This is a genomic window from Nocardioides sp. Root682 (assembly GCF_001427795.1).
Lineage (GTDB): Bacteria > Actinomycetota > Actinomycetes > Propionibacteriales > Nocardioidaceae > Nocardioides.
Map to the genome: position 1 here is coordinate 794,908 of NZ_LMHJ01000003.1, position 23,746 is coordinate 818,653.

Sequence of the window (23,746 nt, forward strand, 5' to 3'; positions counted from 1 at the left end):
TCAGTACGGCTGCGGGCCGCCGTGCGGCCGCGGCGGCGGTGGCGGCGGCACGTACGGGTCCTGCCAACCGAGCTCGGCGCCTTCCAGCTCCTTGTAGTTGGCGCCGAGCTTGTCCTTGGCCCAGCCGTCGCTGTCGCGGAGGTAGCCCGCGGCCTCGGCCAGTGACTCACCTGCGCGGACGACCTCGGCGCCGGTGTCGTTGAGCAGCGGCGTCAGCTGGTACGCGAGGTCGCGCCACGCGAAGTAGCAGCCGTAGGTGCCGGCGCCGACGATGCCGGTGCGGATCCAGGCGTTGATCTGGTTGCTGGCCTCGACCTGGTCGGCAGCCTGGAGGAACGCCCGCGCCACCGTCGGCATGGACTCGTAGCCGATGTGCTCGAGCGTCTGGTACTTCACGTCGATCGTGTCGCCGATCGCCGCCTCGTCCTCGCCGGGGTGGACGTGGAAGTTCAGCCGGTTCACCGGGTTGACGACCGCCGCGAGCATGTTCTCGAGCATCGCGTCCAGACCGTCGTCCTGCGCCTTGGCCTTCTCCTCGAGGGTGCTGAAGGCCTTCTTGAAGTCGTTGTAGACGTCATTGGGCGAGGAACCGCTGTAGGGCAGCTTGGCCTCGGTCGGCTTCGGGAGCAGGCCGAGGGCGGTGCTGAGGAAGGACGTGCCCGCACTCAGCCCGCCGATCGCCGCCGTACCGACACCGGGTCCGATGAAGACACCGAGCACGCCCGCCGTCGCCTGTACGACGGTCAGGACAGTCTGGATCGTCTGGAGGTTCGAGTAGTCCTTGCGGGTCTGCTTGAACGCCTCCTTCACGTTGCCGACGAGGTTGGCGACGTCCTCCCGGCACGTCTCGAAGAGCTTCTGCGTGCCCGTGATCGCCACCCCCAGCGCCGCCACTGCCTCGCAGTGCCCGTCGAGCACCGTCTCCAGGCGCTCGGGTCCGTAGTTGGTGTAGAACGCGCTGATCGTCTGACCGGCCTGGTCCGGGCTCGGGATGAACTTCCGGATGTAGCCGATCGCCTCGAGGTCGGGGTTGCCGAACTGGGCACCCCCGTTGCCGGTGCCGCCCGCGAGCTTCTGCACGCCCAGCAGGCACTGCGTCCTGGCATCGTCGAGGACCGTTGGTTTGGGTACGCCGTCCCAACCGGACACGGTCTGGTCGAGCTTGCTGCGCCACCCCGACACCATGCCGGCGTACTCCTCAGCGAGTGACGGGAACGGCTCGGTCGGACTGGTCGCTCCGATGTTGTAGCCACCGAGCGTGGCGCGACCGTCGAAGTAGACGGTCTGCACGCTGGAGCTCTCGCCGTAGTTCTCGGTCTTGACGACGTAGTCCTTGCCGGCGTCGTAGTCCCAGCCCTCTCGCCGGGTGAGGTCGGCGAATGCGGCTTCGCGGGCCGCGTCGTCGAGGAGCGAATCGAGCTGTTCGTAGTCGTAGGCCATCCTGCTTCTCCCGAGATCGACAAACCATTCTGGTGACCCTTCTGGGGTACCCGGGCAGACATTTCGCGAAACCATGAGTGAAGCCGGGCCCGGATGGGTGGGCGGCGTGGGCGGGCCTGCTTGACTGGTCCGGTGAGCCCTCCGCACGATCTCGACCTCTCCACCGACGTCGTCTCCCTGACCCGGGCGCTGGTCGACATCGAGTCGGTCAGCCGCAACGAGCAGGTGATCGCCGACGCCGTCGAGGTGGCCCTGCAGGGGTTGTCGCACCTGACGGTCACCCGGCACGGCAACACCCTCGTCGCGCGGACCGACCTCGGCCGACCGTCGCGGGTCGTCATCGCCGGGCACCTCGACACGGTGCCCCTCAACGACAACCTGCCGAGCCGCCTCGAGGACGGCCTGCTGCACGGCTTGGGGACCTGCGACATGAAGGGTGGCGACGCCGTCATCCTGCGGCTCGCCGCGACCGTGCCCGAGCCCGTGCACGACGTCACCTTCGTGCTCTACGACTGCGAGGAGATCGACTCCGCACTCAACGGACTCCGGCTGCTCAGCGTCTCCGACCCGGCGTTGCTGGAGGCGGACTTCGCCATCCTGATGGAGCCGTCGAACGGCGTCGTGGAGGCCGGTTGCCAGGGCACGCTGCGCGTCGACGTACGCACCCGCGGTGAGCGGGCGCATTCGGCTCGCAGCTGGAAGGGCGTCAACGCGATCCACGCGGCGGCCGCCGTACTCACCCGTCTGAACGAGTACGACGCCCGGCGGCCCGTCATCGACGGGCTGGAGTACCACGAGGGACTCAACGCGGTCGGGATCAGCGGTGGCGTTGCCGGCAACGTGATCCCCGACGAGTGCGTGGTCAGCGTGAACTTCCGGTTCGCGCCCGACCGCTCCGAGACCGACGCGCTCGCGTTCGTCCGCGAGTTCTTCGACGGCTTCGACGTCACGCTGACCGACTCCGCGCCCGGCGCACTGCCGGGGCTCGACCAGCCCGCGGCGCGGGCCTTCGTCGACGCGGTCGGCGGCGAGGTCAACCCGAAGTTCGGGTGGACCGACGTGGCCCGGTTCACCGCGTTGGGCGTGCCGGCGGTCAACTACGGACCGGGCGACCCCCTGCTGGCCCACAAGCAGGAGGAGTTCGTCGAGGTGGCGCAGATCGAGGAGTGCGAACGGCAGCTGCGGCAGTGGCTCCTCACCGATGTTCCAGCGGATGTTCCAGCCGACCCGACACGAGAGGTTCAGCGATGACGAAGCGGAACGGACCCGGACCGCGCCCCAGCAAGGGACGCCCCGAGGGCTCGACGACCGACCAGCGGCTGCTCGACAGCCGCGGCGACGGCGGCTGGGTGCACACCGACACGTGGCGGGTGCTGAAGATCCAGGCGGAGTTCGTCGAGGGCTTCAACGACCTTGCCGAGCTCGGACCGGCGATCTCGGTGTTCGGATCGGCGCGGATTCCTCCGACCCACCCCGCCTACGACATCGGTGTCCGCGTGGGCGCTGCGCTGGTCGAGGCCGGCTTCGCCGTCATCACCGGTGGAGGTCCCGGCGCCATGGAGGCAGCGAACAAGGGCGCCATGGAGGCCGGCGGCGAGAGCGTCGGTCTCGGCATCGAGCTCCCGTGGGAGGCGAAGCTCAACGACTACGTGGGCTTCGGGCTGAACTTCCGGTACTTCTTCGTCCGCAAGATGATGTTCGTGAAGTACTCGCAGGGCTACGTCGTGCTGCCCGGCGGCATCGGCACCCTGGATGAGCTCTTCGAGGCGATGACGCTGTCCCAGACCCTCAAGATCACCCAGTTCCCGATCGTGCTGATGGGCGTGGAGTACTGGCAGGGCCTGATCGACTGGATGCAGGGCTCCATGCTCGCGGACGCCCGCATCAAGCAGACCGACATCGACATGCTGACCCTGACCGATGACGTCGACGAGGCCGTCGCGCTGATGGTGGCCGCCCGCGAGCGGCACGCCTGAGGAGGAATCCGTGTCCCATCCGATGATGTGGGTGTTCGCCGTCCTCATCGTGCTCGCCATGGGCGGAGTCGCGATGCTGGCCGCCGGTCACGGCGAGCCGATGGCTCCGGCGTACGACGACCGTCCTGATGCGCTGGTCCCTGCCGACCGCAGGATCGAGGCCGGTGATCTCCGCAAGGTCCGTTTCTCGCTGGCCTTTCGCGGCTACCGGATGTCGGAGGTCGATGCGCTGCTCCGCCGGCTGGCGAGCGAGATGGAACCCCGTGCGAAGGTCAGGACCCCCGATTATTGGGGGCGATCGTCCACCGACGGAGCCGACGTCCCTGAGGAGGACCCGTCGGACTGAGCTCACGCCGACCGGGCGACACCCACCCGTGGCTGCGCGGTTTGCGTGGCATGGGCGATAATGGTGCAGCGCACAAGTCGGGTGCACAGGGCGCACGACAAACTCGCAGAAGTTAGTGGAAGAGGGGTGCCGCATGGCGGCAATGAAGCCTCGGACCGGTGACGGTCCGCTCGAGGTCACCAAGGAGGGGCGCGGCATCGTGATGCGCGTCCCGCTCGAGGGCGGTGGCCGACTCGTGGTCGAGCTCAATGCCGAGGAGGCCTCTGCGCTCGGCGACGCGCTCAAGACTGTGGTCGGGTGACTCCACCCGCTGCCCCCAGCCCCCAGGAGCCGGTCCTTCCGGGCCAGGTCTCACCTCCGGAGTTCGCGCTCAGCGATCTCCTGCCCGGCGCCATCATCGGCGTCGATGTCGTCGCGCTCCCGGTGCTGCCGGGCGATGACGAGGTGCCCTTCCTGCTGGGACCGGGAGCAGCGGAGCTCGCCGACGAGCTCGATCTCGACCTGGTCGGCATCGCCGAGGTGCACGGGCTGACGGGAGCGACCGCCGAGGTCGCGTCCGTCCCGGTCCCCGGTGGTACGACGACCAATCCCGACCTGCGTCTGGTGATCCTGGTCGGCGTCGGTGCCGGGCAACCGATCGACCTGCGCAGGGCGGGCGCCGCCCTGGCCCGCGCGAGCTTCGACCGCGACGCCGTCGCCACGTCGATCCCCGTGGTCGCCGGCGCCGGGATGTCCGACGTGCATGCCTCGGTCGAGGCCTTCGTGGTCGGCACCATGCTCGGGAGCTTCGTCTTCCACTGGCGTTCACAAGGGCCCCAGCGCCTGCCTGTGCGCCGTGTCGTCATTGCGGGCCCGGAGGTCGGCGGTGACCGGGCCGTCCTCGAACGAGCGGTCGCGCTCGGAGGTGCTGGTTGGCGCTCGCGCATGCTGGCGACCGTTCCGTCGAACCTGAAGAACCCCGTGTGGCTGGCAGCGCAGGCCGAACACATCGCAGCAGCCTCAGGCCTCGACGTACAGGTCTGGGACGAGCAGGACCTCGCCAGTGAGGGCTTCGGCGGCATCCTTGCCGTCGGCGCCGCGTCCGCGACCCCGCCGCGACTGATCCGGCTGGACTACACACCGCACGGAGTGAGCGCTCGCGCTGCGAAGAAGCTTCCGCTGGTGGTGCTGGTCGGCAAGGGCATCACCTTCGACACCGGCGGCCTGTCGATCAAGCCGTCCGCCTCGATGGCGTCCATGAAGCGCGACATGACCGGTGGCGGCGTCGTGCTGGCCACGATGGCTGCCCTGGCGGACGTCGACTGCCCGGTCCGGGTCATCGGCCTGGTCGCCGCGGCAGAGAACGCCATCTCGGGCAGCGCGCTGCGTCCCGGTGACGTGATCCGCCACTGGGGTGGGCGCACCACCGAAGTGGGCAACACCGACGCCGAGGGGCGGCTGGTCCTGGCCGATGCCCTCGCCTACGCCGTCACCGAGCTCGCCCCTGACCTGGTCGTCGACATCGCCACCCTCACCGGGGCCGTGAAGGTCGCGCTCGGCCAGCAGATGGGTGGCTTCTTCGCCACCGACGACGCACTCGCCACCGCATTGACCGCTGCCGGTGAGCAGTCCGGCGAGCCGCTGTGGCGATTCCCCTTGTACGACGGCTACGAGGACAAGCTGGCGTCGAAGATCGCCGACGCGAGCAATGACCCCGGGGGAGCGGGCGCGATCACCGCAGCCCTGTTCCTGCGCCACTTCGTGGGCGACGTCCCCTGGGCACACCTCGACATCGCCTCCGTCGGCGACGTCGAGAAGGAGTGGCACGAGTGGACGGTCGGTCCCTCGGGCTTCGGGGCGCGCTTGTTGCTGACCTGGCTCGGGTCGACCGACCCGCTGGACGGGATCCTCGCCGAGGATCCGACCAGCTAGACCTCAATCGGTCTCGGGGATCCATTCCTTCTTGGCCAGCAACAGGCCGTCGCCGACGGGCAGGAGCACCGGCACGAGGCCCTCGGTCGCCGCGACCTGCTGGACCAGGTCCCGGATCGCGACGGTCTCGTCGTCACGCACGGCCGGGTCGGCGACCTTGCCGTGCCACAGGGCGTTGTCGAAGGCCACCACGCCGCCGGGACGCAGCAGGCGCAGCGCCTCGGTGAGGTAGGCGCCGTACTCGCGCTTGTCGCCATCGGCGAAGACGAGGTCGTAGTGACCGTCGGTGAGGCGGGGGAGCACGTCGAGGGCCGACCCGGCGATGGTGCGGGCCCGCTGCGGCGCGACACCGGCCTCCTTGAAGGACTCGCGGGCCAGGCGCTGGTGCTCGGCCTCCACGTCGACGGTGGTCAGGACGCCGTCCGATCGCATGCCCCGCAGCAGCCAGACACCGGAGACGCCGGTACCGGTGCCGATCTCCACCACGGCACGCGCCTCGAGCACGGAGGCGAGGAAGCAGAGGGCCGCTCCGCCGCCGGAGCCGATCGGGGTCACGCCGACCTCGGCGGACCGTGCGCGGGCGGCGGTCAGGACGTCGTCCTCGACGACGTAGGTGTCGGCGTACGTCCAGCTGGTTGCGTTGATCGGTGTCGGAGCCACGGTTCTCACCCTAAGGCTCACGGCGGCGCGGGCGGCGGACCCGGCGCCGGGAACACCGGATCCTCTCCGATCGTTGTGGCCATTGTTGGGGGAGTTCACAGGGAACCCTCAGGACCCGGCTCTACGGTGAGAGGACCAGACCACCCTTGGTACTGACGCAGCGGAAGAAGGCCACGATGAAGGAGCCCGTCGATCCCCAGGTCCCCGAACAGGACCTGAACTGGGAAGCAATCGTCGAGCAGCACTCCGATCGCGTCTACCGCCTTGCGCTCCGTCTGACCGGGAACCGGCACGACGCCGAGGACCTCACCCAGGAAGTGTTCGTGCGGGTGTTCCGCTCGTTGCACACCTACACGCCCGGCACGTTCGAGGGCTGGCTGCACCGGATCACCACCAACCTGTTCCTGGACCAGGCCCGCCGCAAGCAGCGGATCCGGTTCGACACCCTGTCCGACGAGCGCGCCGCACGGCTCGCGAGCGCTTCCCCGGCGCCCGAGATCGCGTACGCAGACCTGAACTTCGAGGACGACGTCGAGGCCGCGCTGGCGTCCCTTCCGCCCGACTTCCGCGCGGCGGTCGTGCTCTGCGACATCGAGGGCCTCAGCTACGAGGAGATCGCCGACATCCTCGGTGCCAAGCTCGGCACCGTCCGCTCGCGCATCCACCGTGGCCGTGCCCTGCTGCGCAACGCCCTCGCCCACCGCGCGCCTCAGGGCGACCGCACCCGCTATCTCGGACCCGCCACCGTCTCCCTTGCCGGTGGAGCGACGGGATGAATCACCCCACTCGATTCCCCGCCTCCCCCGCTTCGCTCCTCCGGCGAACAATCGATCGGGGACCCCGATGATCGGCCACCTCGGCAACCGGGTCAGTGCCCTGCTGGACGGCCAGCTGTCCGCGCGGGACACCGAAGAGGCATGGGCACACGTCTATGCCTGTCACACCTGCCGCGACCTCGTCGAGCGGGAGGGATGGGTGAAGACCCGCCTGGCCGGTCTGTGCGGCGGTGAGGGGTCGGTTCCCTCGAACCTCAAGGGATCGCTGCTCAGCATGCCGCCGGGCGACGCCCTGCTCTCCGGTGTCGATGCCGGTCACGGTCCACGCCGCGGCACCGGCGTGGTGATGATCGGTGGCGGCGCGCTGGGAGCAGCGATGCTGGGTGTGTTGGCCTTCGGCCTCAACCCGGGTGCCCTGCCGCCAGCGGATCGTCGTCCGCCGACGACCCAGATCGACTCCGTCGTGCCCTCTGCTCCCGCGACGACCCCCTCGACCAACGCCGGCAACGGCGCCGCGACGGTGTCCACCACCCTCACCACCGTGCTACGGATGCCCGTGCGAGGGATGCTCCCGTAGGGCGCATCCGGTCCCGGCTGGGTGGATCAGACATGATGACAATGTGAACGACGAGTACGACGCCGCCCGGGAACCGACCGAAGCGATCGAGGACACCGCCCCGATCGGTGCGGAGGAACCCGCCCCGCAGTGGGCGCCTCCGGCGCCGGGAGCAGTCCCTGTGCCCGTGGCCGGCCGCCCGGACTCGACGCCCGAGCAGACCCTTCCGATGCCCGTCGGCACGCTCGCTCCGTCACTGATGCCGCCCGCACCGCCCGCGCCGCCGACGCCCGCCGACCTGTCGGTCCGGCGCCCGGTCCTGCCGACCCTGCCCGGCGAACGCGGCACCGGTTCGTCGCGTCGGATCTGGCCGGCCGTGGCCCTGTTGGCGCTCGTCGTCGGCCTCGGCGGCGGGTTCCTCGGCGCGCTCGCCTACGACAAGGTCGCTGACGACGAGACCAACACCGGATTCGCGGACGGCGGCCTGTCCGACGTCGACCTCGAGGAGCTGCCACCGCTCGAGGCGCCCGGATCGATCGCCGCAGTGGCCCAGGCCGTGCTCCCGAGCACGGTCCAGATCATCGCGGAGTACGACGGCCAGGAGGCCGGCGCCACAGGTTCTGGCTGGGTGATGGACAAGAACGGCCACGTGATCACCAACAACCACGTCGTCGCGTCGGCAGCCAAGAGCAAGGGCCCGATCGTGGTCGTGGACCACGATCGCAACCGTTACGAGGCGACGGTGGTCGGGCTCAGCAAGGTCTACGACCTCGCGGTGCTCTCCGTGAAGGACTACAAGGGCCTGGTCCCCGCGAAGCTCGGCTACTCCAAGCGGTTGCGGGTCGGTGAGCCGGTGGTCGCCATCGGATCGCCGCTGAGCCTTCCCGACACGGTGACCTCCGGCATCGTGAGCTACCTCCAGCGGCCGGTCACGACGGGTTCGGCGGCGGACCAGTCGTACATCAATGCCGTGCAGACCGATGCGGCGATCAACCCGGGGAACTCCGGTGGCCCGCTGGTCAACATGCAGGGCGAGGTCATCGGCGTGAACTCCGCGATCGCCACGGCTGGCGGCGGCTCGATCGACTCCGAGGCCGGCAACATCGGTGTCGGCTTCGCGATCCCCGTCGAGCAGGTCCGGGTCACCGCCGACCAGATCCTCAGGACGGGCAAGGCGCAGTACCCCGTGATCGGTGCCAAGGTGAAGACCGGCGGCATCCCTTCCGGCGACGGCGCCGAGCTCGACGAGATCGTCGCCAGGAGCCCTGCCCAGAAGGCCGGCCTCCGCAAGGGCGACCTGATCACCCACCTCAACGGCGCTCGGGTCAGCGACGGCATCTCGCTGATCGTCGCCATCCGCAGCTACCAGCCCGGCCAGACCATCGAGTTCACCGTCAAGCGCGGCAACAACGACAAATTGGTCAAGGTCGTCCTCGACGGCGAGGAAGGCTGAGCGCCGCCGGACGACGCTTCAGTGCGCGTCAGTCGGCGTCGGAGTCCACGAACGGGTGCTCGGCTACGTACTGCTCGGCTGACCTGTACTGCTGCTGGATGTACTCCTCGAGGCGCGAGCCCTCGACGCGCCACTGCCCCCGCCCGCCGATCTTGATCGCCGGCAGGTCGCCACGGCGCACGAGCGCGTAGACCTGCGCGCTGGAGGTGTTGAGGACCTCAGCGACGTCGGCGAGCGTGAGGAAACGTGGCGTACCGCTCATGGCCCCATCGTCGCACTCCGCGCCCGCGTGCGCAGCGGCGGCGCGTCGGACTGTGGATGACGGGGTGACGATCGGCGTCCGGCACTGCATGATGTTCGCGTGTCCAGAGATCTCGGGATTTCTCCGGGCACGTCCGTCCCGCCGATCGCCACCCGTGTGGCGCGGCCGGGCTGGCGTGACCCCAGGTTGTGGATCGGCATTGCGCTGGTCACCGGTTCGATCGTCGTCGGAGCGCGGTTGCTCGCGGCTGCCGACGACACGGTGCAGGTCTGGGCGCTGGCCGAGGACCGCGGCAGCGGTTCCCCGCTGGTGAGCGACGACCTGAGCGTGCAACGGGTCCGTTTCGCCGAGGGCGCGGTGCTGGACCGGTACTTCCCTGCGGACGAGCCGGTGCCCACGGACCTGGTCCTGACCCGCGCGGTGGGCGCCGGTGAGCTCCTCGCCCGCTCGGCGGTGGGGGAGGCCGACGCCGAGGAGGTGCTGCAGGTGCCGCTCGAGGTGGACCCGAACCGGGTGCCGCCCGACGTCGAGACCGGGTCGGTGGTCGACGTGTGGGTCAGCGACGGTGCCGGGCTCGCCAAGGGGGCGACGTCGGAGGACCTGGAGGTGGACGCGCCCGCCCTCAGCGAGGTGACCGTCGTCGCGGCCCCCGAGTACGACGACACGTTCGCCGTCACCGGAGCGCGCCAGCTGGTCGTGGCGGTCGACGACCGGGGCGCGGCCGAGTTCGAACGCCTGCTCAGCTCGCTCCAGGACCCGGTCATCCGGATCCTCCAACGGTCCTGAGGTCGCGATGATCGTCGTACTGCTGGTGTCGAGTGGCGCCGCGTGGGAGTCGCGCGGCCTCGCTGCCCTCCAGGACCACCCGGGCACCGTGGTCCTCAAGCGCTGCGTGGACGTGGACGACCTGCTCGCCGCAGCGAGCACCGGGCAGGCCGAGGTCGCCGTCCTGGGTGTCGACCTGCCGGGACTCGACCAGACGGTCGTCGACGAGCTGTCCCGGTACGGCGTCCGCGTGGTCGGGATCGCCACCGGCCCGGACGTCACCCAGCCCCGCGCGGCCCGGATCGGGATCACGACGTTGCTCGACGCGGCGCGGATCGAGGAGATCGGTGCGCTGGTGACGGAGCTCCCCAGCGATGCGACGCAGCCGGCTGTCCCGGCAACCATGCCGGGGGAGGACCCCGCTCCGTCGCTCGACGGCGCGCTCGCAGGCCGGGTCATCGCCGTCTGGGGTCCTGGCGGTGCCCCGGGCCGGACCACGCTGGCGTCCGGTGTCGCCGCGGAGCTGGCCCGTCGCGGGCTCTCGACGCTGCTCGTCGACGCCGACCCCTACGGCGGTGCGGTGGCCCAACAGCTCGGGATCCTCGACGAGGTGTCCGGGCTGCTCGCTGCCGCGCGGCTGGTCGCGTCCGGCACCCTCGAGCAGCGCTTCACCACCGTGCAGCGCCGACTGTCCGACCAGCTGCGCGTGATCACGGGCCTGCCTCGCGCCGATCGCTGGATCGAGGTCCGGCCGGGCTCCCTGACCGAGATCGTGGAGGCGGCCCGCCGCGGAGGCCAGGTGGTGCTCGACACCGGCTTCAGCATCGAGCCCGACGTCGCCAGCGACCTGGGGCGGCCCGGACGCAACGACCTCACCCGCGAAGCGCTCGAGATCGCTGACGAGATCCTCCTGGTCGGTGCCGCCGACCCGGTCGGCCTGGCCCGGCTGGCGCGGGCCATGACCGAGCTCAACGAGCTCGTCGTGAACCCGCCGGTGCGGGTCGTGGTCAACCGGATGCGCTCGACCCTGGGCTGGCGCGAGCCGGACGTGGTGGCGATGCTGAACGGCTTCGGGGCCAGCCTCGGGGTGCACTTCCTGCCCGAGGACCAGCCCGCGGTCGACAAGGCGCTGGTTGCCGGCCGGCTGCTCGTCGAGTCGGGTGACTCCGCGCTGACCCGCGCCATCGGCGCCGTGCTGGATGCGATGGCCAGCACGCGACCGCGAGGCCTCGCGGGCCGTCCGGCAGGATAGGAGCCGTGTTGACCGTCCGCCGTACGCCGCGCACCCGCGTGGCCGTGCCGGCGACGATCGGCAGCCTCGAGAGCGTCGCGGCGCTCGCCCTCGCGCACGTCGCGGCCGGAGGAGAGGTGCCGGGAGCGCTCTGGCTGACCGCCTTCGGTGCTCTGGTGTACGCCGCCAGCGTGGTCGTGCTGCGCCGCAAGGCCGGCATCCGGGTGGTCCTCCCGGTGCTCGTCGGTGCGCAGGTCCTCGGGCACGCGTGGCTGGTGGCCCTGAGCCCGGGCGCGCACGCGACCCACGGCCACGACACGAGCGGGTTCCTCGGCCTGACGCCGGGCATGCTCGCGGCGCATGCTTTCGCCGCCACCGTCACCGGAGTCATGTGGGCCGTGCGGCGTCGCGTGGTCGTCGTACTCCTGCGGTGGTCGGACAGCGGTCGCCTGCCCGCACCGGTGCGCCGAGCCACGCCTGTGCGACAGGCCGTCAGCACGCTCACCTCACGGCATCTCCTGACGATCGCCCCGACGCGCGGCCCACCGGCCCGCACCGCCGCGATCGCCTGACCTCTCCCGTCCCGGGAGGTGCTCGGGCAGTCGCTGCTGCCCCGACCACACCTCACCCAAGACAGAGAGAACTCATGCAGATCCGACGCTTCACCCTGCCCGCCCTCAGCGGCACCGCCGCCCTCGCGATCGTCGCCCTGTCGGCAGGCGCCGCCAGCGCGCACGTCACGGTCACTCCCAACACCACCGCGGCCGGTTCCTACGCCGTGCTCACCTTCAGCGTCGGCCACGGCTGCGAGGGATCCCCGACCACGAAGCTGGCGATCGCCATGCCCGAGGAGATCCCGTCGGTCACCCCGACCGTGAACCCGAATTGGACGGTCGAGAAGGTCGCCGAGAAGCTCGACAAGCCGATCAAGGACGCCCACGGCAACGAGATCACCGAGCGGATCGCCCAGGTGGTCTACACGGCGAAGACCCCGCTGCCCGACGGCTACCGCGACACCGTCGAGCTGTCGGTGCAGCTGCCGGAAGCCGCGGGGGAGACGTTCGCCTTCCCGGTGGTGCAGAGCTGCGCCAAGGGCCAGACCGGCTGGACCGAGACGGCGGCTGACGGCCAGGACGCCGAGGAGCTCGAGCACCCGGCTCCCACGGTGACCGTCACCGAGGCCTCGGGCGAGGGCCACCACGGTGGCGCGGCAACCGACGACGACGGCGACAAGGGCGACGCGGACCACGAGGCCAAGGAGGCCGACGACAAGGACGACGACGGCAACGGGCTCGCGATCGGCGGCCTCGTGGCGGGCATCGGTGGTCTGGCGCTGGGCGGCGTCGCCCTGGCCCGCTCCGGCAAGAAGGCCTGATCGATGCGGCGTGTGCCGGCGCTGGTCCTCGCCCTCCTGATCGCCGCTGTCGCGGTGGTCGGGTGGGCGGCTCCGGCGTCGGCGCACGCCACGCTCGTCTCCACCGACCCCGCCGAGGGCGCGGTCCTGGCCGCGGCACCGACCGAGGTCACCTTCACCTTCGACGAGTCGGTGCAGCTGGTCCCGAAGGGACTGCTGGCCTTCGACGCGTCGGGGGAGCCGGTCGAGATCGACCCCTCCGCGAGCGGTGAGGTCGTGACCGGGAAGCTGGCTGACGACCTCGATGACGGTACCTACGTCATCACGTGGCGGGTCGTGTCCGCCGACGGCCATCCGATCGCGGGGTCGCTCACCTTCCACGTCGGTGCACCCAGCGCGAAGGTCGAGGTGCCGAGGCTCGGCCCGGCCGACCCGGGAGCGCTGCCGACGATCCAGGCGATCGTCCACGGCCTCGACTACGTCGCCCTGCTGCTCGCCGGTGGCCTCGCGTTCTTCCTCGCGTGGACGGCCCGCGGTGTCCGCCTCACTGATGTCGTACGACGACGCCTGGTCCGCATCCTGCGGGTCTCGGCGTTCGTGGCGGTTGCGGCAGCCGCGCTCGCCGTACCCCTGTCCGGGGCGTACCAGCTCGGCTCGGGACCGGGCGGCCTGTTCGATCCGTCGTCGCTCGACCCCACCCTGGTTCGGGAGGATCTGGTCGTCCTGGCCCTGCAGGTGCTGGGGCTCGGCGCAGCCGTCTGGTCCGCGGGCCGCGCGAAGTCTGCCCTGACGACGGATCTGGCGACCGCGCTCGCGGTCTGGTCGCCCGCCCTGGTCGGCCACACCCGTGCCTACGAGCCCGGCACCCTCCTGGTCGTCACCGACGCGCTGCACCTGACGGCCGGTGCCGTCTGGCTCGGCGGACTCGTCGGTCTCGCCGTCGTGCTGCCGACGATCGCCGGCCGACCGCGGGACGCCGTACAGCTCCTCAGCCGTTTCTCGACGGTCGCCGCCGGCCTGCTCGCAGTGCTGTCGGCGTCGGGTGTGCTGCTCGGGTGGCGGATCGTCGGTTCCTGGTCACGCCTGTTCGGGGAGACCTACGGCCGCCTGCTGCTGGTCAAGGTCGCTCTCGTGCTGGTCGTCGTCGCGATGGCGGCCTGGAACCGCTACCGCCTCGTGGCGCAGGTGACCGGCGGCGTCGGTCACGACCGCCAGCGGAAGGCGACCGGCCTGGTCCGCCGGGTCGTGGTGGCCGAGGCGGCCGTGCTCGTCGCGGTCCTCGCGGTCACCGGCTTCCTCACCCAGAAGCCGCCGGGCGGGGAACCGCCCGCGTCGCCCACGACGGCCGACACCGGCGTCGTGACCGGCGTCGCGAACGAGGACGTCAAGGTCCTTGCCGTGCTCGACGCGGGTCCCGGCCTGCAGCGCCGGCTGATCGTCCAGGTGCAGGACACGGCTGGCGAGCCCCTCGACCTGTACGACGCCCCGGCGGTCGCGCTGCGCTCCGCGAGGGTCGACCTCGGCGAGATCCCGGTGGTGCCGACCGCGACGGGCACCTACGTCGCCGACGTCGTGTTCCCGACGAGCGGCACGTGGGAGCTCCAGGTCAGCGTCCGTGCGGACGAGTTCACGAGCCCGGTCACCACGGTGGACCTCACTGTCGAGTGAGGGCCGGGCTCAGCCCTTGTCGAGCTCGGCGTAGGTGATCGTGTCCGCGTCCTTCGGGACCGTGACGTCGACGTCCGTGCCGTAGTCGTAGAACGTCTGCTCGCTCTCCGACGAGGTCCCTTCGATCTTGAACGAGATGCGGAACTTCACCGGGCGGTTGTCCTCGTCGACCCAGATGTCGAACGGGAGCTTCGCCGGCAGGAACTTGCTCACCGCGGCGGGGAGGCCGAGCTCCTTGGTGTAGTTGGCGGTCACCATCACGGCCCGGTAGTGGCTGGCCTTGACGCCGTCGATCGTCTCGGCTCCGTCGAGCTTCAGCGAGTCCAGCTCGCCCATGGCGCGCAGCGCGACCTCGGGGTCGGACACGGCGGCGAGGCCGGCGAGCGGGTTGCCGGCGTTGTCCGGGTCGTTCGGATCGAGCTTGAGCCACTTGCCCGCAGGAGTCCCGAGCCCGTCCCCGCGGAGGTAGATCACGCCCGCCGAGATCACTGACTCGATCTGCTGCGGGCTGGACGACGCACTCTTCGAGTGGCCCAGGATCTTGTCGCCGTCGTAGGTGACCTCGGAGTCGAGGACCATCTTGATGCCCGCAGTCGACGTGGTGGCCTTGGAACGGTAGCTGCCCGCGTCCTGCTGGGCGCCGATGATGGTCTCGAAGAATGAGTCCTTGTCGAGGCTGCCGCTGTCAGCACCGCCGTCCGTCGAGGGGCCAGAACCCGTGGAGGGCGCCGCGGACGGCTGGCTCGCGTCCGACGACGAGTTGCCGAGCGGCGTGCTTCCCCCCTTCTTGTCACCGTCGTCGCCGCTGTCGTCGCAACCGGCGAGCAGCAGGGTCGAGGTCAGCAGGACGGCGATCGCGGTACGCGCGGGCCTGAGGTTCATGGGTCTCCTGAGATCGGGGTTCACGGGAAATCTACGGGGCCGGGGCGACGGTGGCGGTCACGGCCACCTGGTGCAGCAGGCCGTCGACCCGCACCTGCACGAAGAACCGGTAGTCGCCGGGCTCGGTGAAGGTGGTGTGGAAGGTCAGCACGGTGCCGTCGTCGGTGACCTCGGGGGCGCCGTACGGATGCACGTGGACGAAGCCCCGCGACTCGAGGGCGAAGCCGGTGAGGTGCGCGCTGGCGCCGAGGAAGGTGCCGAGCGTCAGCGGCTGGTCGTCGAGGTTCGTGACGGCGAGGCGCAGACGCCCGTTCTTGCTGACCGTACCGGCGCCCAGCAGGCGCACCCGGACCACGCCGTCGTCGCTGACCGTGGCGTCCTCGCCCTGCGGCACCGCGACCCGCTCCCAGGCGCCAGGGACGTCGACCGTCGTCCCGAGGACGAACGGCTGGCTGGCGCCCTCGGGCGTGAACTCCGCGACCACCCGCCACGAACCTGCGGCACCGAGGTCGGCGCGTGCTCGCCAGGTGCCGTCCTCGCCGAGCTCCGGGTGCAGGTGCCGGAACTCGCTGAGGTCCGACCGGACGACGTACAGGTGCAGGAGCTTGGTCTGCTCCGGGACGTACTTCGTGACGGCGGTGCCGGACTCGTCGAGGATGCGGAAGGAGACGTCTCCGGGCTTGCCGACGGCGGGCACCTGGACAGCGGTCAGGCTGTAGCCGCCCGCAGACGCGACGGTCCCGTCACCGACCGGCGCAGCAGCCGCGTGCTCCTGCCCCGGTGCGTGCGTGTGGTCCGCGCCGCCAGCTCCTTCGGACGGCGGCGAGAGCACGATCCGGTCGGAGTCGGCAGGCGCCTCCTCGGAGCAGCCGCCGAGCGAGAGCGCGACGGTGACGGCGGCCAGTGCCGCCAGTGCGCGTCGGTTCATGGCGCCACGGTCAGCAGCAGGAAGGCGGCGAGCAGCACGAGGTGGACGACACCGTTCATCGGCTTCGCGCGCCCGGGTACGACGGTCAGGACGCCCACGATCGCGGACAGGATCAGCAGCACCAGCTGGATCGGCTCGAGCCCGAGGGCCAGCTCGCCCTCGAGCCAGATGGACGCGACCGCGATGGCCGGGATGGTGAGGCCGATGGACGCCATGGCCGAGCCGTAGGCGAGGTTGAGGCTGATCTGCACGCGGTCGCGCTGGGCGGCGCGTACGGCGGCGATCGTCTCCGGGGCGAGCACGAGCAGTGCGATGACCACGCCGACCACGGCGTGGGGGAAGCCGAACCAGTCGACCGCGTCCTCGATCGAGTAGGACTCCACCTTCGCCAGACCGACCACGGTCACCAGCGACAGCGTCAGCAGCCCGACGCTGATCCAGGCCTCGCGGGTCGTCGGCGGGTCGGCGTGCCCGTCACCGTCCGCGTCGTTGTCGGCGGTCCAGCCCGCCGGTGTGGAGACCGTGTTCGGGAGGAAGAAGTCGCGGTGCCGCACGGTCTGGGTGAACACGAACGACCCGTAGAGGACCAGCGAGGCGAGCGCGGCGAAGGTCAGCTGGGACCCGGTCAGGAACGGGCCCTCCTGGCTGGTCGTGAAGGCAGGGACGACCAGCGTCAGGCCGGCGAGGGTGATCACGGTGGCGAGGGCCGAACCGGTGCCCTCGGGGTTGAACGTCGCCAGGTGGTGGCGCAGGGCGGCGACCACCAGGGCGATGCCGACGATGCCGTTGAGGGTGATCATCAGGGCCGCGAAGACGGTGTCACGCGCCAACGTCGAGGTCTCGCCGTTCCCCGACACCATCAGCATCACGATCAGGCCGACCTCGATCACCGTGACGGCCACGGCGAGGAGCAGCGAGCCGAAGGGCTCACCGACCTTGTGGGCGACGACCTCGGCGTGGTGCACGCCAGCCAGCACGGCGCCGATCAGGGCGACTCCGATGAGCGCTGCCGCGAACGGTGGGGGATGGGTGCCCCACGAGACGGCGAGCACGATCGCGGCCACGGGCGGCGTGAAGACCGTCCACCCGAGTCGTCCCGTGGTGGAGGCACTCATGGTGCGGATCCTACGGGCGGGGCCCAGCGCTCCCGCCCCGACGATGCCCGCGGCACCCGGGTCGGACCGTAGAATCGCCCCCATGTCCGTTGAGTCCGTCTTCCCCCAGTTGGAGCCCCACCTGCTGTCGGTGTCCAAGCCGATCCAGTACGTCGGCGGCGAGCTCAACATGGTCACGAAGGAGTGGGACGACGTCGAGGTGCGCTGGGTGCTGATGTACCCCGACGCCTACGAGCTCGGCCTGCCCAACCAGGGCGTGCAGATCCTCTACGAAGTGCTCAACGAGCGTGAGTGGATCCTGGCCGAGCGCACCTACTCGGTGTGGCCGGACATGGAGAAGCTGCTGCGCGACAAGCAGATCCCGCAGTTCACGGTCGACAGCCACCGTCCCGTGGGCGCCTTCGACCTCTTCGGCATCAGCTTCTCGACCGAGCTGGGCTACACGAACATGCTCACCGCGCTCGACCTGGCGGGCATCCCGTTGCACGCCGTCGACCGCACCGAGGACCACCCGGTCGTCATCGCCGGTGGCCACGCCGCGTTCAACCCCGAGCCCATTTCTGCCTTCATCGACGCCGCCGTGCTCGGCGACGGCGAGGAGGTCGTGCTCAAGATCTCCGAGGTCGCGCGCGAGTGGAAGGGCGAGGGACGTCCGGGAGGGCGCACCGAGCTGCTCCGCCGGCTCGCCGTGTCGGGCTCGGTCTACGTGCCGCAGTTCTACGACGTGGAGTACGACGACGCTGGCGCGATCGCGTCCGTCGTACCGAACCACCCGGAGGCGCCCGAGCGCGTCCGCAAGCACACGCTGATGGACCTCGACCAGTGGCCGTACCCGCGCAACCCGTTGGTTCCGCTCGCCGAGACCGTCCACGAGCGGTTCAGCGTAGAGATCTTCCGCGGCTGCACGCGCGGCTGCCGGTTCTGCCAGGCCGGGATGATCACCCGCCCGGTGCGCGAGCGCTCGATCGAGACGATCGCGGCCATGGTCGACAACGGCGTGAAGAAGACCGGCTTCGAGGAGGTCGGGCTCCTCTCGCTGTCGAGCGCCGACCACACCGAGATCGGTGAGGTCGCCAAGGGTCTGGCCGACCGGTACGAAGGCACCAACGTCTCGCTCTCCCTGCCCTCCACGCGGGTGGACGCCTTCAACATCACCCTCGCCAACGAGTTCTCCCGCAACGGTCGACGCTCCGGCCTGACGTTCGCGCCCGAGGGCGGCAGCGAGCGGATGCGCAAGGTGATCAACAAGATGGTCACCGAGGACGACCTGATCCGCACCGTCGCGGCGGCGTACAGCCACGGCTGGCGCCAGGTGAAGCTCTACTTCATGGTGGGCCTGCCGACCGAGCAGGACGAGGACGTCCTGCAGATCGCCGAGCTCGCCAAGCGCGTGATCGCGACCGGCCGGGAGGTCTCTGGCCGCAACGACATCCGGTGCACCGTCTCCATCGGCGGGTTCGTGCCGAAGCCGCACACCCCGTTCCAGTGGGCTGCCCAGCTCGATGTCGAGACGACCGACCGTCGCCTGCAGGAGCTGCGTGACGTCGTACGCGCCGACAAGCGCTACGGCCGCGCCATCGGTTTCCGCTACCACGACGGCCAGCCCGGCGTCATCGAAGGACTCCTGTCCCGCGGCGACCGCCGCGTCGGCGCGATCATCGAGGAGGTGTGGCGCGACGGCGGGCGTTTCGACGGCTGGAGCGAGCACTTCTCCTACGACCGCTGGGCCGCTGCCGCCGAGCGCGCCCTCGCCGGCACCGGTGTCGACCTCGACTGGTTCACCACCCGCGAGCGCGAGTACGACGAGATCCTGCCCTGGGACCACCTCGACTCCGGCCTCGACAAGGACTGGCTGTGGGCCGACTGGGAGGACGCCCTCGCGGTCGGTGACGGCTCGTCCGACGTCGAGGTCGAGGACTGCCGCTGGACGCCTTGCTACGACTGTGGTGTGTGCCCCGAGATGGGCACCGAGATCCAGATCGGCCCGACCGGCAAGACGTTGCTGCCGCTCAGCGTCGTCTGAGCCAGGAAGGCCTCTTACCGGCGCTGGGCACTCACGTGGTGCGTGCCCAGCACAGGTAACCGCCAATTCTTGGTCTCGGGTCAGGACAATGTGATCGGTGCTGCCTGTACGAGCCATGCGAGCGCAGCACAGTTCACGGCCACGGTGCACCAGAAGATCGTGCGGAACGGCTGCTTGGTGGTCTTGTGTCGGAAGAACTCCTGTGCCAATAGGGCACCGGGCCAGCCGCCGGCCACGGCGATGGTGTGCAGCGTGGACTCCGGGGTGCGCCACTTGCCCTGCTGCGCGGCCGACTTGTCGCTGCCGTACGTCGTGAACGCGATGAGGCTGAACGCGGCGTACAGGGCGATCACCGCGATGGGTAGTTGGTCGAGGGCCACGAGCAGCGCCAGGACTCCGAAGAACAGCGTCGCGATGGCGAGGGCCAGCGGCACTTCGCTGGAGCCCGACCTGCTCGCTGGTCCGCTGCCGACGTAGCGCACCTCCGAAGCCCGTGCCTGGTTCCGATCATCGCGAATCAGTGCGTACTTGACCTCGCAACCGGCGACGGGCCGGCGCCGCTGAGGGAACGCGCTCACGTGGACGAAGACCCGCGAGCCACCGGCCGCTGGCGTGATGAAACCGAAGCCGCGCTCGTCGTTCCAGTCCGTCAGCACACCCGGTGCGCGGCTCGCGTTGGCGTTCATGCCCCCGTAGAAGTCGAGGACTCGCCGACCCGCCCCTCGAACGTCTCGCCGTCGGTGCGCTCGAGGTAGCAGAAGAACCAGTCGCCCGCGTCGGGCTCGTCCTCGTCGAAGGCGTCGATCGAGATGCCGAACTGCAGGTCGGGATTCTTCGCCGCCTCGCGGTAGTCGTCGGACAGGTCCAGGCTCGAGCAGAAGGTGTCGACGCTCTGGTTCTCGAAGCTGTTCGCGAGGTCGCGGGTGAACTGGCCGGTCCACACGATCTCGGCGTAGTGCGGGTCGCCGCACTTGGCCTTCTCGGCGTCGTTGAACAGGTCCCAGCCGATGCACTGACCGACCGATGCCTCGTCCTCGAAGACGGTCTTGGAGCCCATCACGACCGCGAAGACGGAGAACGCCAGGCCGGCGACCATCACCAGGGAGCCGATCGCCAGCCCGGTGATCGCTGCCCAGCGGCCGGACCGCTGGCCGCCACTGGTACGAAGGAGACCGGCGATGCCCAGACCGATGCCGACCGGGGCAGCGCAGCAGGTCAGCGAGCAGACCAGCGCCGCGATCGAGATGCCGTCGGTGGGGCGCGGCGCCGGGTTGCCGGCATACGGGTTGTTGGCGGTGTGCCCGCCGTACTCGCCGTGCTGGCCGCCGGAGGGCGGCTCGTAGGGCGGAAAGCCGCCGCCGTACGGATTGCTCATGGGATCACCTTCAGATCTTCGTGTTCTTTGCGCTGCGGGTCCGCTCCTTGACGCCGGGGTCGGCCAGGACGCAGACGACGGCCCGATCGCCCATCTCCCAGCTGTCCTTGCTCGGGTAGTAGCTGTAGCTCTCGTACGACGACTTCCCGTACGCCCGGCCGACGTACTTCCTGAACAACGGCAGGCAGCGATCGGTCAGCCTGAGGATCGCGTCGTCGCCGGGGAACTTGTCGCCCTTGAGGTCGAGCTCTCCGTACACCTCGAAGTCGTGCGGACCGTTGCAGGGGAGGCGGTGCAGCTGGCCCAGTGCATCGCCCTGCTCGTCCGTCTCCAGCCCGCGGAGGACCGGGTCGTTGAAGCAGTCGCCGATGACAAGGTCGTCGACCTCGATCGACTCGTCGACGGAGTCATCGGGGTCGGCACTGGCCGCGCCGCCGTCCTCGGTCAGTCGGCCCTCGAGCGGTTCGCCGTCGGCACGTTCGATGTAGCAGAGGAACCAGTCGCCGTCCTCCGGGTAGTCATCGAAGGTGTCGATGAAGATGCCGAGAGCGTACTTCTCGTCCTTCGCAGCTGCCGCGTGCTCTGGTGTGAGGTCCCGAAGTGCGCAGAACTCGTCGAACGCGTTGTTGGAGTACTCGCGGATGAGCGCGGCATCGAACCGGCCGACCCAGACCACCTCGGCCTCGTGCGGCTCGTCGCACTCGCCGCTGGAGAGGTCGTCGAAGAAGTCGAAGTTGACGCACTGGCCGACCCGGGCGTCCGCGACGTACACGGTGCGTACCCCCAGGACAGCCGCGAACGCGACGAACGCGACCAGCGCCAGGGTGATCACGCTGCCGAGGACCAGACCGGTGATCGCGGCCCAGCGACCCGTTCTTCTGTCGCCCTTGGTTCGCACGATGCCCGCGATGCCGAGCCCGATCGCGACCGGGGCAGCGCAGCAGGTCAGCGAGCAGACCAGGGCCGCGATGGACACGCCGTCGGTCGACCCGGACCCGCGATACGGCTCGCCGTAGGCGCCCGGCGTGGTGTACGAGCCAGCGTTCGGTGGCTCGTACGGCGGAAATCCTCCGCCGTACGGGTTGCTCACCGGATCAGAGGATCGGTTCGTCGAGCTTGTCGTCCGGGTGGACGTAGCAGACGAGGGTGTCGCCCACGTCGACGTTGTTCGGGTCCTCGATCACCGCGTCGATGTCGGCGAGGTGGGGTGTGAGCTTGGTCAGGTCGTCCTTGTCGATGGCCTCGAGGCAGTACGTCGTCATGCCGTTCTCGATCGCCTCGAGGTTGTCGTCGTCGACCTCGGCGATGCCGACGATCTCGGCGTCGTGCGACTCGGTGCAGTCCTTCTTGTAGAGGAAGATCGAGCCGTCCTCGTTCTTGACGTTCACGCACTGGCCGACCTCGGCGTTGCGGGGGGTCACGACCTGGTCGGCGAGGATCACCAGGCCGACGATGGCGGCCACGGCGATGATGGACGTGATGATGCCGACGATGATGGCTGCGATCGCGAGGCCGCGGCCCTTGCGCTTGCCACCCTTGGTCCGCGAGAGCCCCACGAAACCGAGGATCACGCCGACGGGCGGGCAGCAGGCGAGGCTGAGGATCAGCGCCGCGATCGACAGTCCGTCGGTCTTCGGCGGCTGGGCCTCGAACCCTCCCGGGTAGCCGCCGCCCTGGGGCGGTCCGTAGCCGCCACCGCCGCCGGGTGCGCCGTAGGGGTTCGGCTGCCCGGCGGGGTTCTGGCCATACGGGTTGTTGCCCGAGTTGTTGCCGTAGGGATCGCTCACCCGCTCACCCTAATGGGCGACGATGGTGGGGTGCTTCACATCACCGACATCGATCGTCGGCGTCGGCTCGCGTCCCGGCACGGCCTGGCTGAGCGCCTTCCCACGGTCGAGGCAGCGACCAGAGCGATGACGGTCCTGCACGCGACGGAGGCGGCAACGGTCCACCTCGCCCTCTGGGCGCGCGTCGAGGACCTGACCGTGGCTGACGTCGACAGTGCCCTGTACGACGACCGGAGCCTGGTCAAGCAGCTGGCGATGCGGCGCACCCTGTTCGTGTTCCCACGCGAGCTCCTTCCGGCGGCATGGGGGAGCGCATCGGCCCGGGTCGCCGCGCAGCAACGAGCCCAGCTCGCCAAGAACGTCGCGGCAGCCGGGCTCGCCGACGGACCGGAGGCCGTGGCGGGCTGGATCGACGATGCCGCGGCCGCCGTGCTCGCTGTCCTCGATGACGGCCAGGCACGCACCACGCGAGAGGTGCGCGACCTGGTGCCCGCCCTCGAAGGGCGGATCAGCATCGGCAACCCGGAGACGAAGTGGAGCGGCAACTTCTCGGTCGGCGCGTGGGTGATGACGATGCTGGGTGCCGAAGGGCGCGTCGTGCGGGCGGCCAACGCCGGGCACTGGCGCCTCAACAAGCCGACGTGGACCTCGACCCGCGCCTGGCTCGGCGAGGACGCGGTGCCGCTGCCCGGGCGCGACGGCTATGCGGAGCTGGTCCGGCGCTGGCTGGCCACGTTCGGACCCGGCACGGAGACAGACATCGTGTGGTGGCTGGGTGCCACCAAGACGATCGTGCGCCACGCACTGGGTGACCTCGGCGCGGTCGAGGTCGGGCTCGACGGGGGAGCGACCGGCTGGGTGCTGCCGGTCGACACCGATCCGTCGCCCGGTGGGCCGGTCGAGCCGTGGGCAGCACTCCTTCCGACGCTCGATCCCACGGTGATGGGGTGGAAGGAGCGGGCCTTCTACCTCGATCCGGCCGACACGCCGTACCTCTTCGACAGCAACGGCAATGCCGGCAACACGGCGTGGTGGGACGGCCGGATCGTGGGGTGCTGGGTGCAGGACGACGACGCCCGCGTGCGCCTGGTGCTGCGCGACGACGTCGCGGCGAACGCACGCCGGGCGCTGGAGCTGGAGGCCGAGCGGCTGACCGGATGGCTGGACGGCACCCGGATCACCAATGTCTATGCCTCGCCGCAGATGCGCGGAGCGCTCCTCCCCTGACCTAGCATTCG

Annotated in this window: 25 protein-coding genes; 15 read left to right on the forward strand and 10 right to left on the reverse strand. The window is 70.1% G+C overall.

All coding sequences use genetic code 11. From position 1 onward, the window contains the following. Complete coding sequence (locus tag ASD84_RS19115) at window positions 1-1,440, reverse strand: hypothetical protein (protein WP_056713816.1); 1,440 nt, start codon at window positions 1,438-1,440, stop codon at window positions 1-3. A 132-nt stretch (window positions 1,441-1,572) separates the two neighbouring features. Here ASD84_RS19115 and dapE point away from each other — a divergent pair, with 132 nt between their 5' ends. The 5 genes from dapE to ASD84_RS19135 all read left to right on the forward strand — a co-directional run bounded on the left by dapE (window position 1,573) and on the right by ASD84_RS19135 (window position 5,673). Continuing rightward, window positions 1,573-2,691, forward strand: a complete 1,119-nt coding sequence (gene dapE, locus ASD84_RS19120; RefSeq protein ID WP_235531225.1) for a succinyl-diaminopimelate desuccinylase — start codon at window positions 1,573-1,575, stop codon at window positions 2,689-2,691. Further along, window positions 2,688-3,416, forward strand: coding sequence for a TIGR00730 family Rossman fold protein (locus ASD84_RS19125; RefSeq protein ID WP_056713824.1), 729 nt, complete (start codon window positions 2,688-2,690; stop codon window positions 3,414-3,416). Before dapE ends, ASD84_RS19125 begins: the two co-directional genes overlap by 4 nt. Window positions 3,417-3,426: 10 nt before the next feature. Next, window positions 3,427-3,762, forward strand: coding sequence for a DivIVA domain-containing protein (locus tag ASD84_RS19130; RefSeq protein WP_235531224.1), 336 nt, complete (start codon window positions 3,427-3,429; stop codon window positions 3,760-3,762). A 133-nt stretch (window positions 3,763-3,895) separates the two neighbouring features. Beyond that, on the forward strand, window positions 3,896-4,063 hold the full coding sequence (locus ASD84_RS24865; protein ID WP_082574114.1) for a DUF3117 domain-containing protein: 168 nt from the start codon (window positions 3,896-3,898) through the stop codon (window positions 4,061-4,063). Further along, window positions 4,060-5,673 carry a leucyl aminopeptidase family protein gene (locus tag ASD84_RS19135; RefSeq protein WP_056713829.1) on the forward strand — a complete coding sequence of 538 codons (1,614 nt, stop codon included), beginning with the start codon at window positions 4,060-4,062 and terminating at the stop codon, window positions 5,671-5,673. The genes ASD84_RS24865 and ASD84_RS19135 overlap by 4 nt, the downstream gene beginning before the upstream one ends. Before the next feature lie 3 nt (window positions 5,674-5,676). On the opposite strand, the gene ASD84_RS19140 is transcribed toward ASD84_RS19135, so the two are convergent. Beyond that, window positions 5,677-6,333, reverse strand: coding sequence for an O-methyltransferase (locus ASD84_RS19140; protein WP_056713832.1), 657 nt, complete (start codon window positions 6,331-6,333; stop codon window positions 5,677-5,679). 176 nt (window positions 6,334-6,509) lie between these two features. Here ASD84_RS19140 and sigE point away from each other — a divergent pair, with 176 nt between their 5' ends. The 3 genes from sigE (at window position 6,510) to ASD84_RS19155 (ending at window position 9,118) form a co-directional block, all read left to right on the forward strand. Beyond that, window positions 6,510-7,109, forward strand: coding sequence for an RNA polymerase sigma factor SigE (gene sigE, locus ASD84_RS19145; protein ID WP_056714931.1), 600 nt, complete (start codon window positions 6,510-6,512; stop codon window positions 7,107-7,109). A gap of 67 nt (window positions 7,110-7,176) precedes the next feature. Next, window positions 7,177-7,686 carry an anti-sigma factor family protein gene (locus ASD84_RS19150; RefSeq protein WP_056713837.1) on the forward strand — a complete coding sequence of 170 codons (510 nt, stop codon included), beginning with the start codon at window positions 7,177-7,179 and terminating at the stop codon, window positions 7,684-7,686. Window positions 7,687-7,729: 43 nt separating this feature from the next. Next, a complete protein-coding gene (locus ASD84_RS19155; protein WP_056713840.1) occupies window positions 7,730-9,118 on the forward strand; it encodes a S1C family serine protease in 1,389 nt (462 codons plus the stop codon). A 28-nt stretch (window positions 9,119-9,146) separates the two neighbouring features. On the opposite strand, the gene ASD84_RS19160 is transcribed toward ASD84_RS19155, so the two are convergent. Continuing rightward, window positions 9,147-9,380: a helix-turn-helix domain-containing protein gene (locus ASD84_RS19160; protein WP_056713843.1), complete on the reverse strand. Its 234-nt coding sequence runs from the start codon at window positions 9,378-9,380 to the stop codon at window positions 9,147-9,149. A 99-nt stretch (window positions 9,381-9,479) separates the two neighbouring features. Between ASD84_RS19160 and ASD84_RS19165 the strand changes: the two genes are divergently transcribed. The 5 genes from ASD84_RS19165 (at window position 9,480) to ASD84_RS19185 (ending at window position 14,398) form a co-directional block, all read left to right on the forward strand. After that, a complete protein-coding gene (locus tag ASD84_RS19165; RefSeq protein ID WP_156392245.1) occupies window positions 9,480-10,166 on the forward strand; it encodes a hypothetical protein in 687 nt (228 codons plus the stop codon). Between the two features lie 7 nt (window positions 10,167-10,173). Then, on the forward strand, window positions 10,174-11,397 hold the full coding sequence (locus ASD84_RS19170) for an AAA family ATPase (protein ID WP_056713850.1): 1,224 nt from the start codon (window positions 10,174-10,176) through the stop codon (window positions 11,395-11,397). Window positions 11,398-11,402: 5 nt separating this feature from the next. Beyond that, on the forward strand, window positions 11,403-11,948 hold the full coding sequence (locus ASD84_RS19175) for a hypothetical protein (RefSeq protein WP_056713852.1): 546 nt from the start codon (window positions 11,403-11,405) through the stop codon (window positions 11,946-11,948). A 74-nt stretch (window positions 11,949-12,022) separates the two neighbouring features. Further along, window positions 12,023-12,751 carry a YcnI family protein gene (locus ASD84_RS19180; RefSeq protein WP_056713857.1) on the forward strand — a complete coding sequence of 243 codons (729 nt, stop codon included), beginning with the start codon at window positions 12,023-12,025 and terminating at the stop codon, window positions 12,749-12,751. Window positions 12,752-12,754: 3 nt separating this feature from the next. Then, on the forward strand, window positions 12,755-14,398 hold the full coding sequence (locus ASD84_RS19185; RefSeq protein ID WP_082574113.1) for a copper resistance protein CopC: 1,644 nt from the start codon (window positions 12,755-12,757) through the stop codon (window positions 14,396-14,398). Between the two features lie 9 nt (window positions 14,399-14,407). Here the strand turns inward: ASD84_RS19185 and ASD84_RS19190 are convergent, their stop codons facing one another. Genes ASD84_RS19190 through ASD84_RS19200 form a run of 3 tightly spaced genes read right to left on the reverse strand, consistent with a single transcriptional unit; the run spans window position 14,408 to window position 17,323 of the window. Next, entirely contained in the window at window positions 14,408-15,280 is an 873-nt protein-coding gene (locus ASD84_RS19190; protein ID WP_056713863.1) for a hypothetical protein, read from the reverse strand. A gap of 31 nt (window positions 15,281-15,311) precedes the next feature. Continuing rightward, window positions 15,312-16,208, reverse strand: coding sequence for a hypothetical protein (locus tag ASD84_RS19195; RefSeq protein WP_056713865.1), 897 nt, complete (start codon window positions 16,206-16,208; stop codon window positions 15,312-15,314). Then, window positions 16,205-17,323 carry a calcium:proton antiporter gene (locus ASD84_RS19200; RefSeq protein WP_056713867.1) on the reverse strand — a complete coding sequence of 373 codons (1,119 nt, stop codon included), beginning with the start codon at window positions 17,321-17,323 and terminating at the stop codon, window positions 16,205-16,207. The genes ASD84_RS19195 and ASD84_RS19200 overlap by 4 nt, the downstream gene beginning before the upstream one ends. A gap of 82 nt (window positions 17,324-17,405) precedes the next feature. Between ASD84_RS19200 and ASD84_RS19205 the strand changes: the two genes are divergently transcribed. Continuing rightward, window positions 17,406-19,346, forward strand: coding sequence for a TIGR03960 family B12-binding radical SAM protein (locus ASD84_RS19205; RefSeq protein ID WP_056713869.1), 1,941 nt, complete (start codon window positions 17,406-17,408; stop codon window positions 19,344-19,346). An 80-nt stretch (window positions 19,347-19,426) separates the two neighbouring features. Here ASD84_RS19205 and ASD84_RS19210 read toward each other — a convergent pair whose 3' ends face one another. The 4 genes from ASD84_RS19210 to ASD84_RS25580 are packed head-to-tail and all read right to left on the reverse strand — an operon-like array spanning window position 19,427 to window position 22,508. Further along, a complete protein-coding gene (locus tag ASD84_RS19210) occupies window positions 19,427-20,032 on the reverse strand; it encodes a DUF1294 domain-containing protein (RefSeq protein WP_056713872.1) in 606 nt (201 codons plus the stop codon). Further along, window positions 20,029-20,721, reverse strand: a complete 693-nt coding sequence (locus ASD84_RS19215) for a DUF4190 domain-containing protein (protein WP_056713874.1) — start codon at window positions 20,719-20,721, stop codon at window positions 20,029-20,031. The genes ASD84_RS19210 and ASD84_RS19215 overlap by 4 nt, the downstream gene beginning before the upstream one ends. Window positions 20,722-20,731: 10 nt before the next feature. Beyond that, a complete protein-coding gene (locus ASD84_RS19220; protein ID WP_056713877.1) occupies window positions 20,732-21,811 on the reverse strand; it encodes a DUF4190 domain-containing protein in 1,080 nt (359 codons plus the stop codon). A 4-nt stretch (window positions 21,812-21,815) separates the two neighbouring features. Next, a complete protein-coding gene (locus ASD84_RS25580) occupies window positions 21,816-22,508 on the reverse strand; it encodes a DUF4190 domain-containing protein (protein ID WP_056713880.1) in 693 nt (230 codons plus the stop codon). A 30-nt stretch (window positions 22,509-22,538) separates the two neighbouring features. Between ASD84_RS25580 and ASD84_RS19230 the strand changes: the two genes are divergently transcribed. After that, complete coding sequence (locus ASD84_RS19230) at window positions 22,539-23,735, forward strand: winged helix DNA-binding domain-containing protein (RefSeq protein WP_056714934.1); 1,197 nt, start codon at window positions 22,539-22,541, stop codon at window positions 23,733-23,735. Window positions 23,736-23,746: the final 11 nt, after the last annotated feature.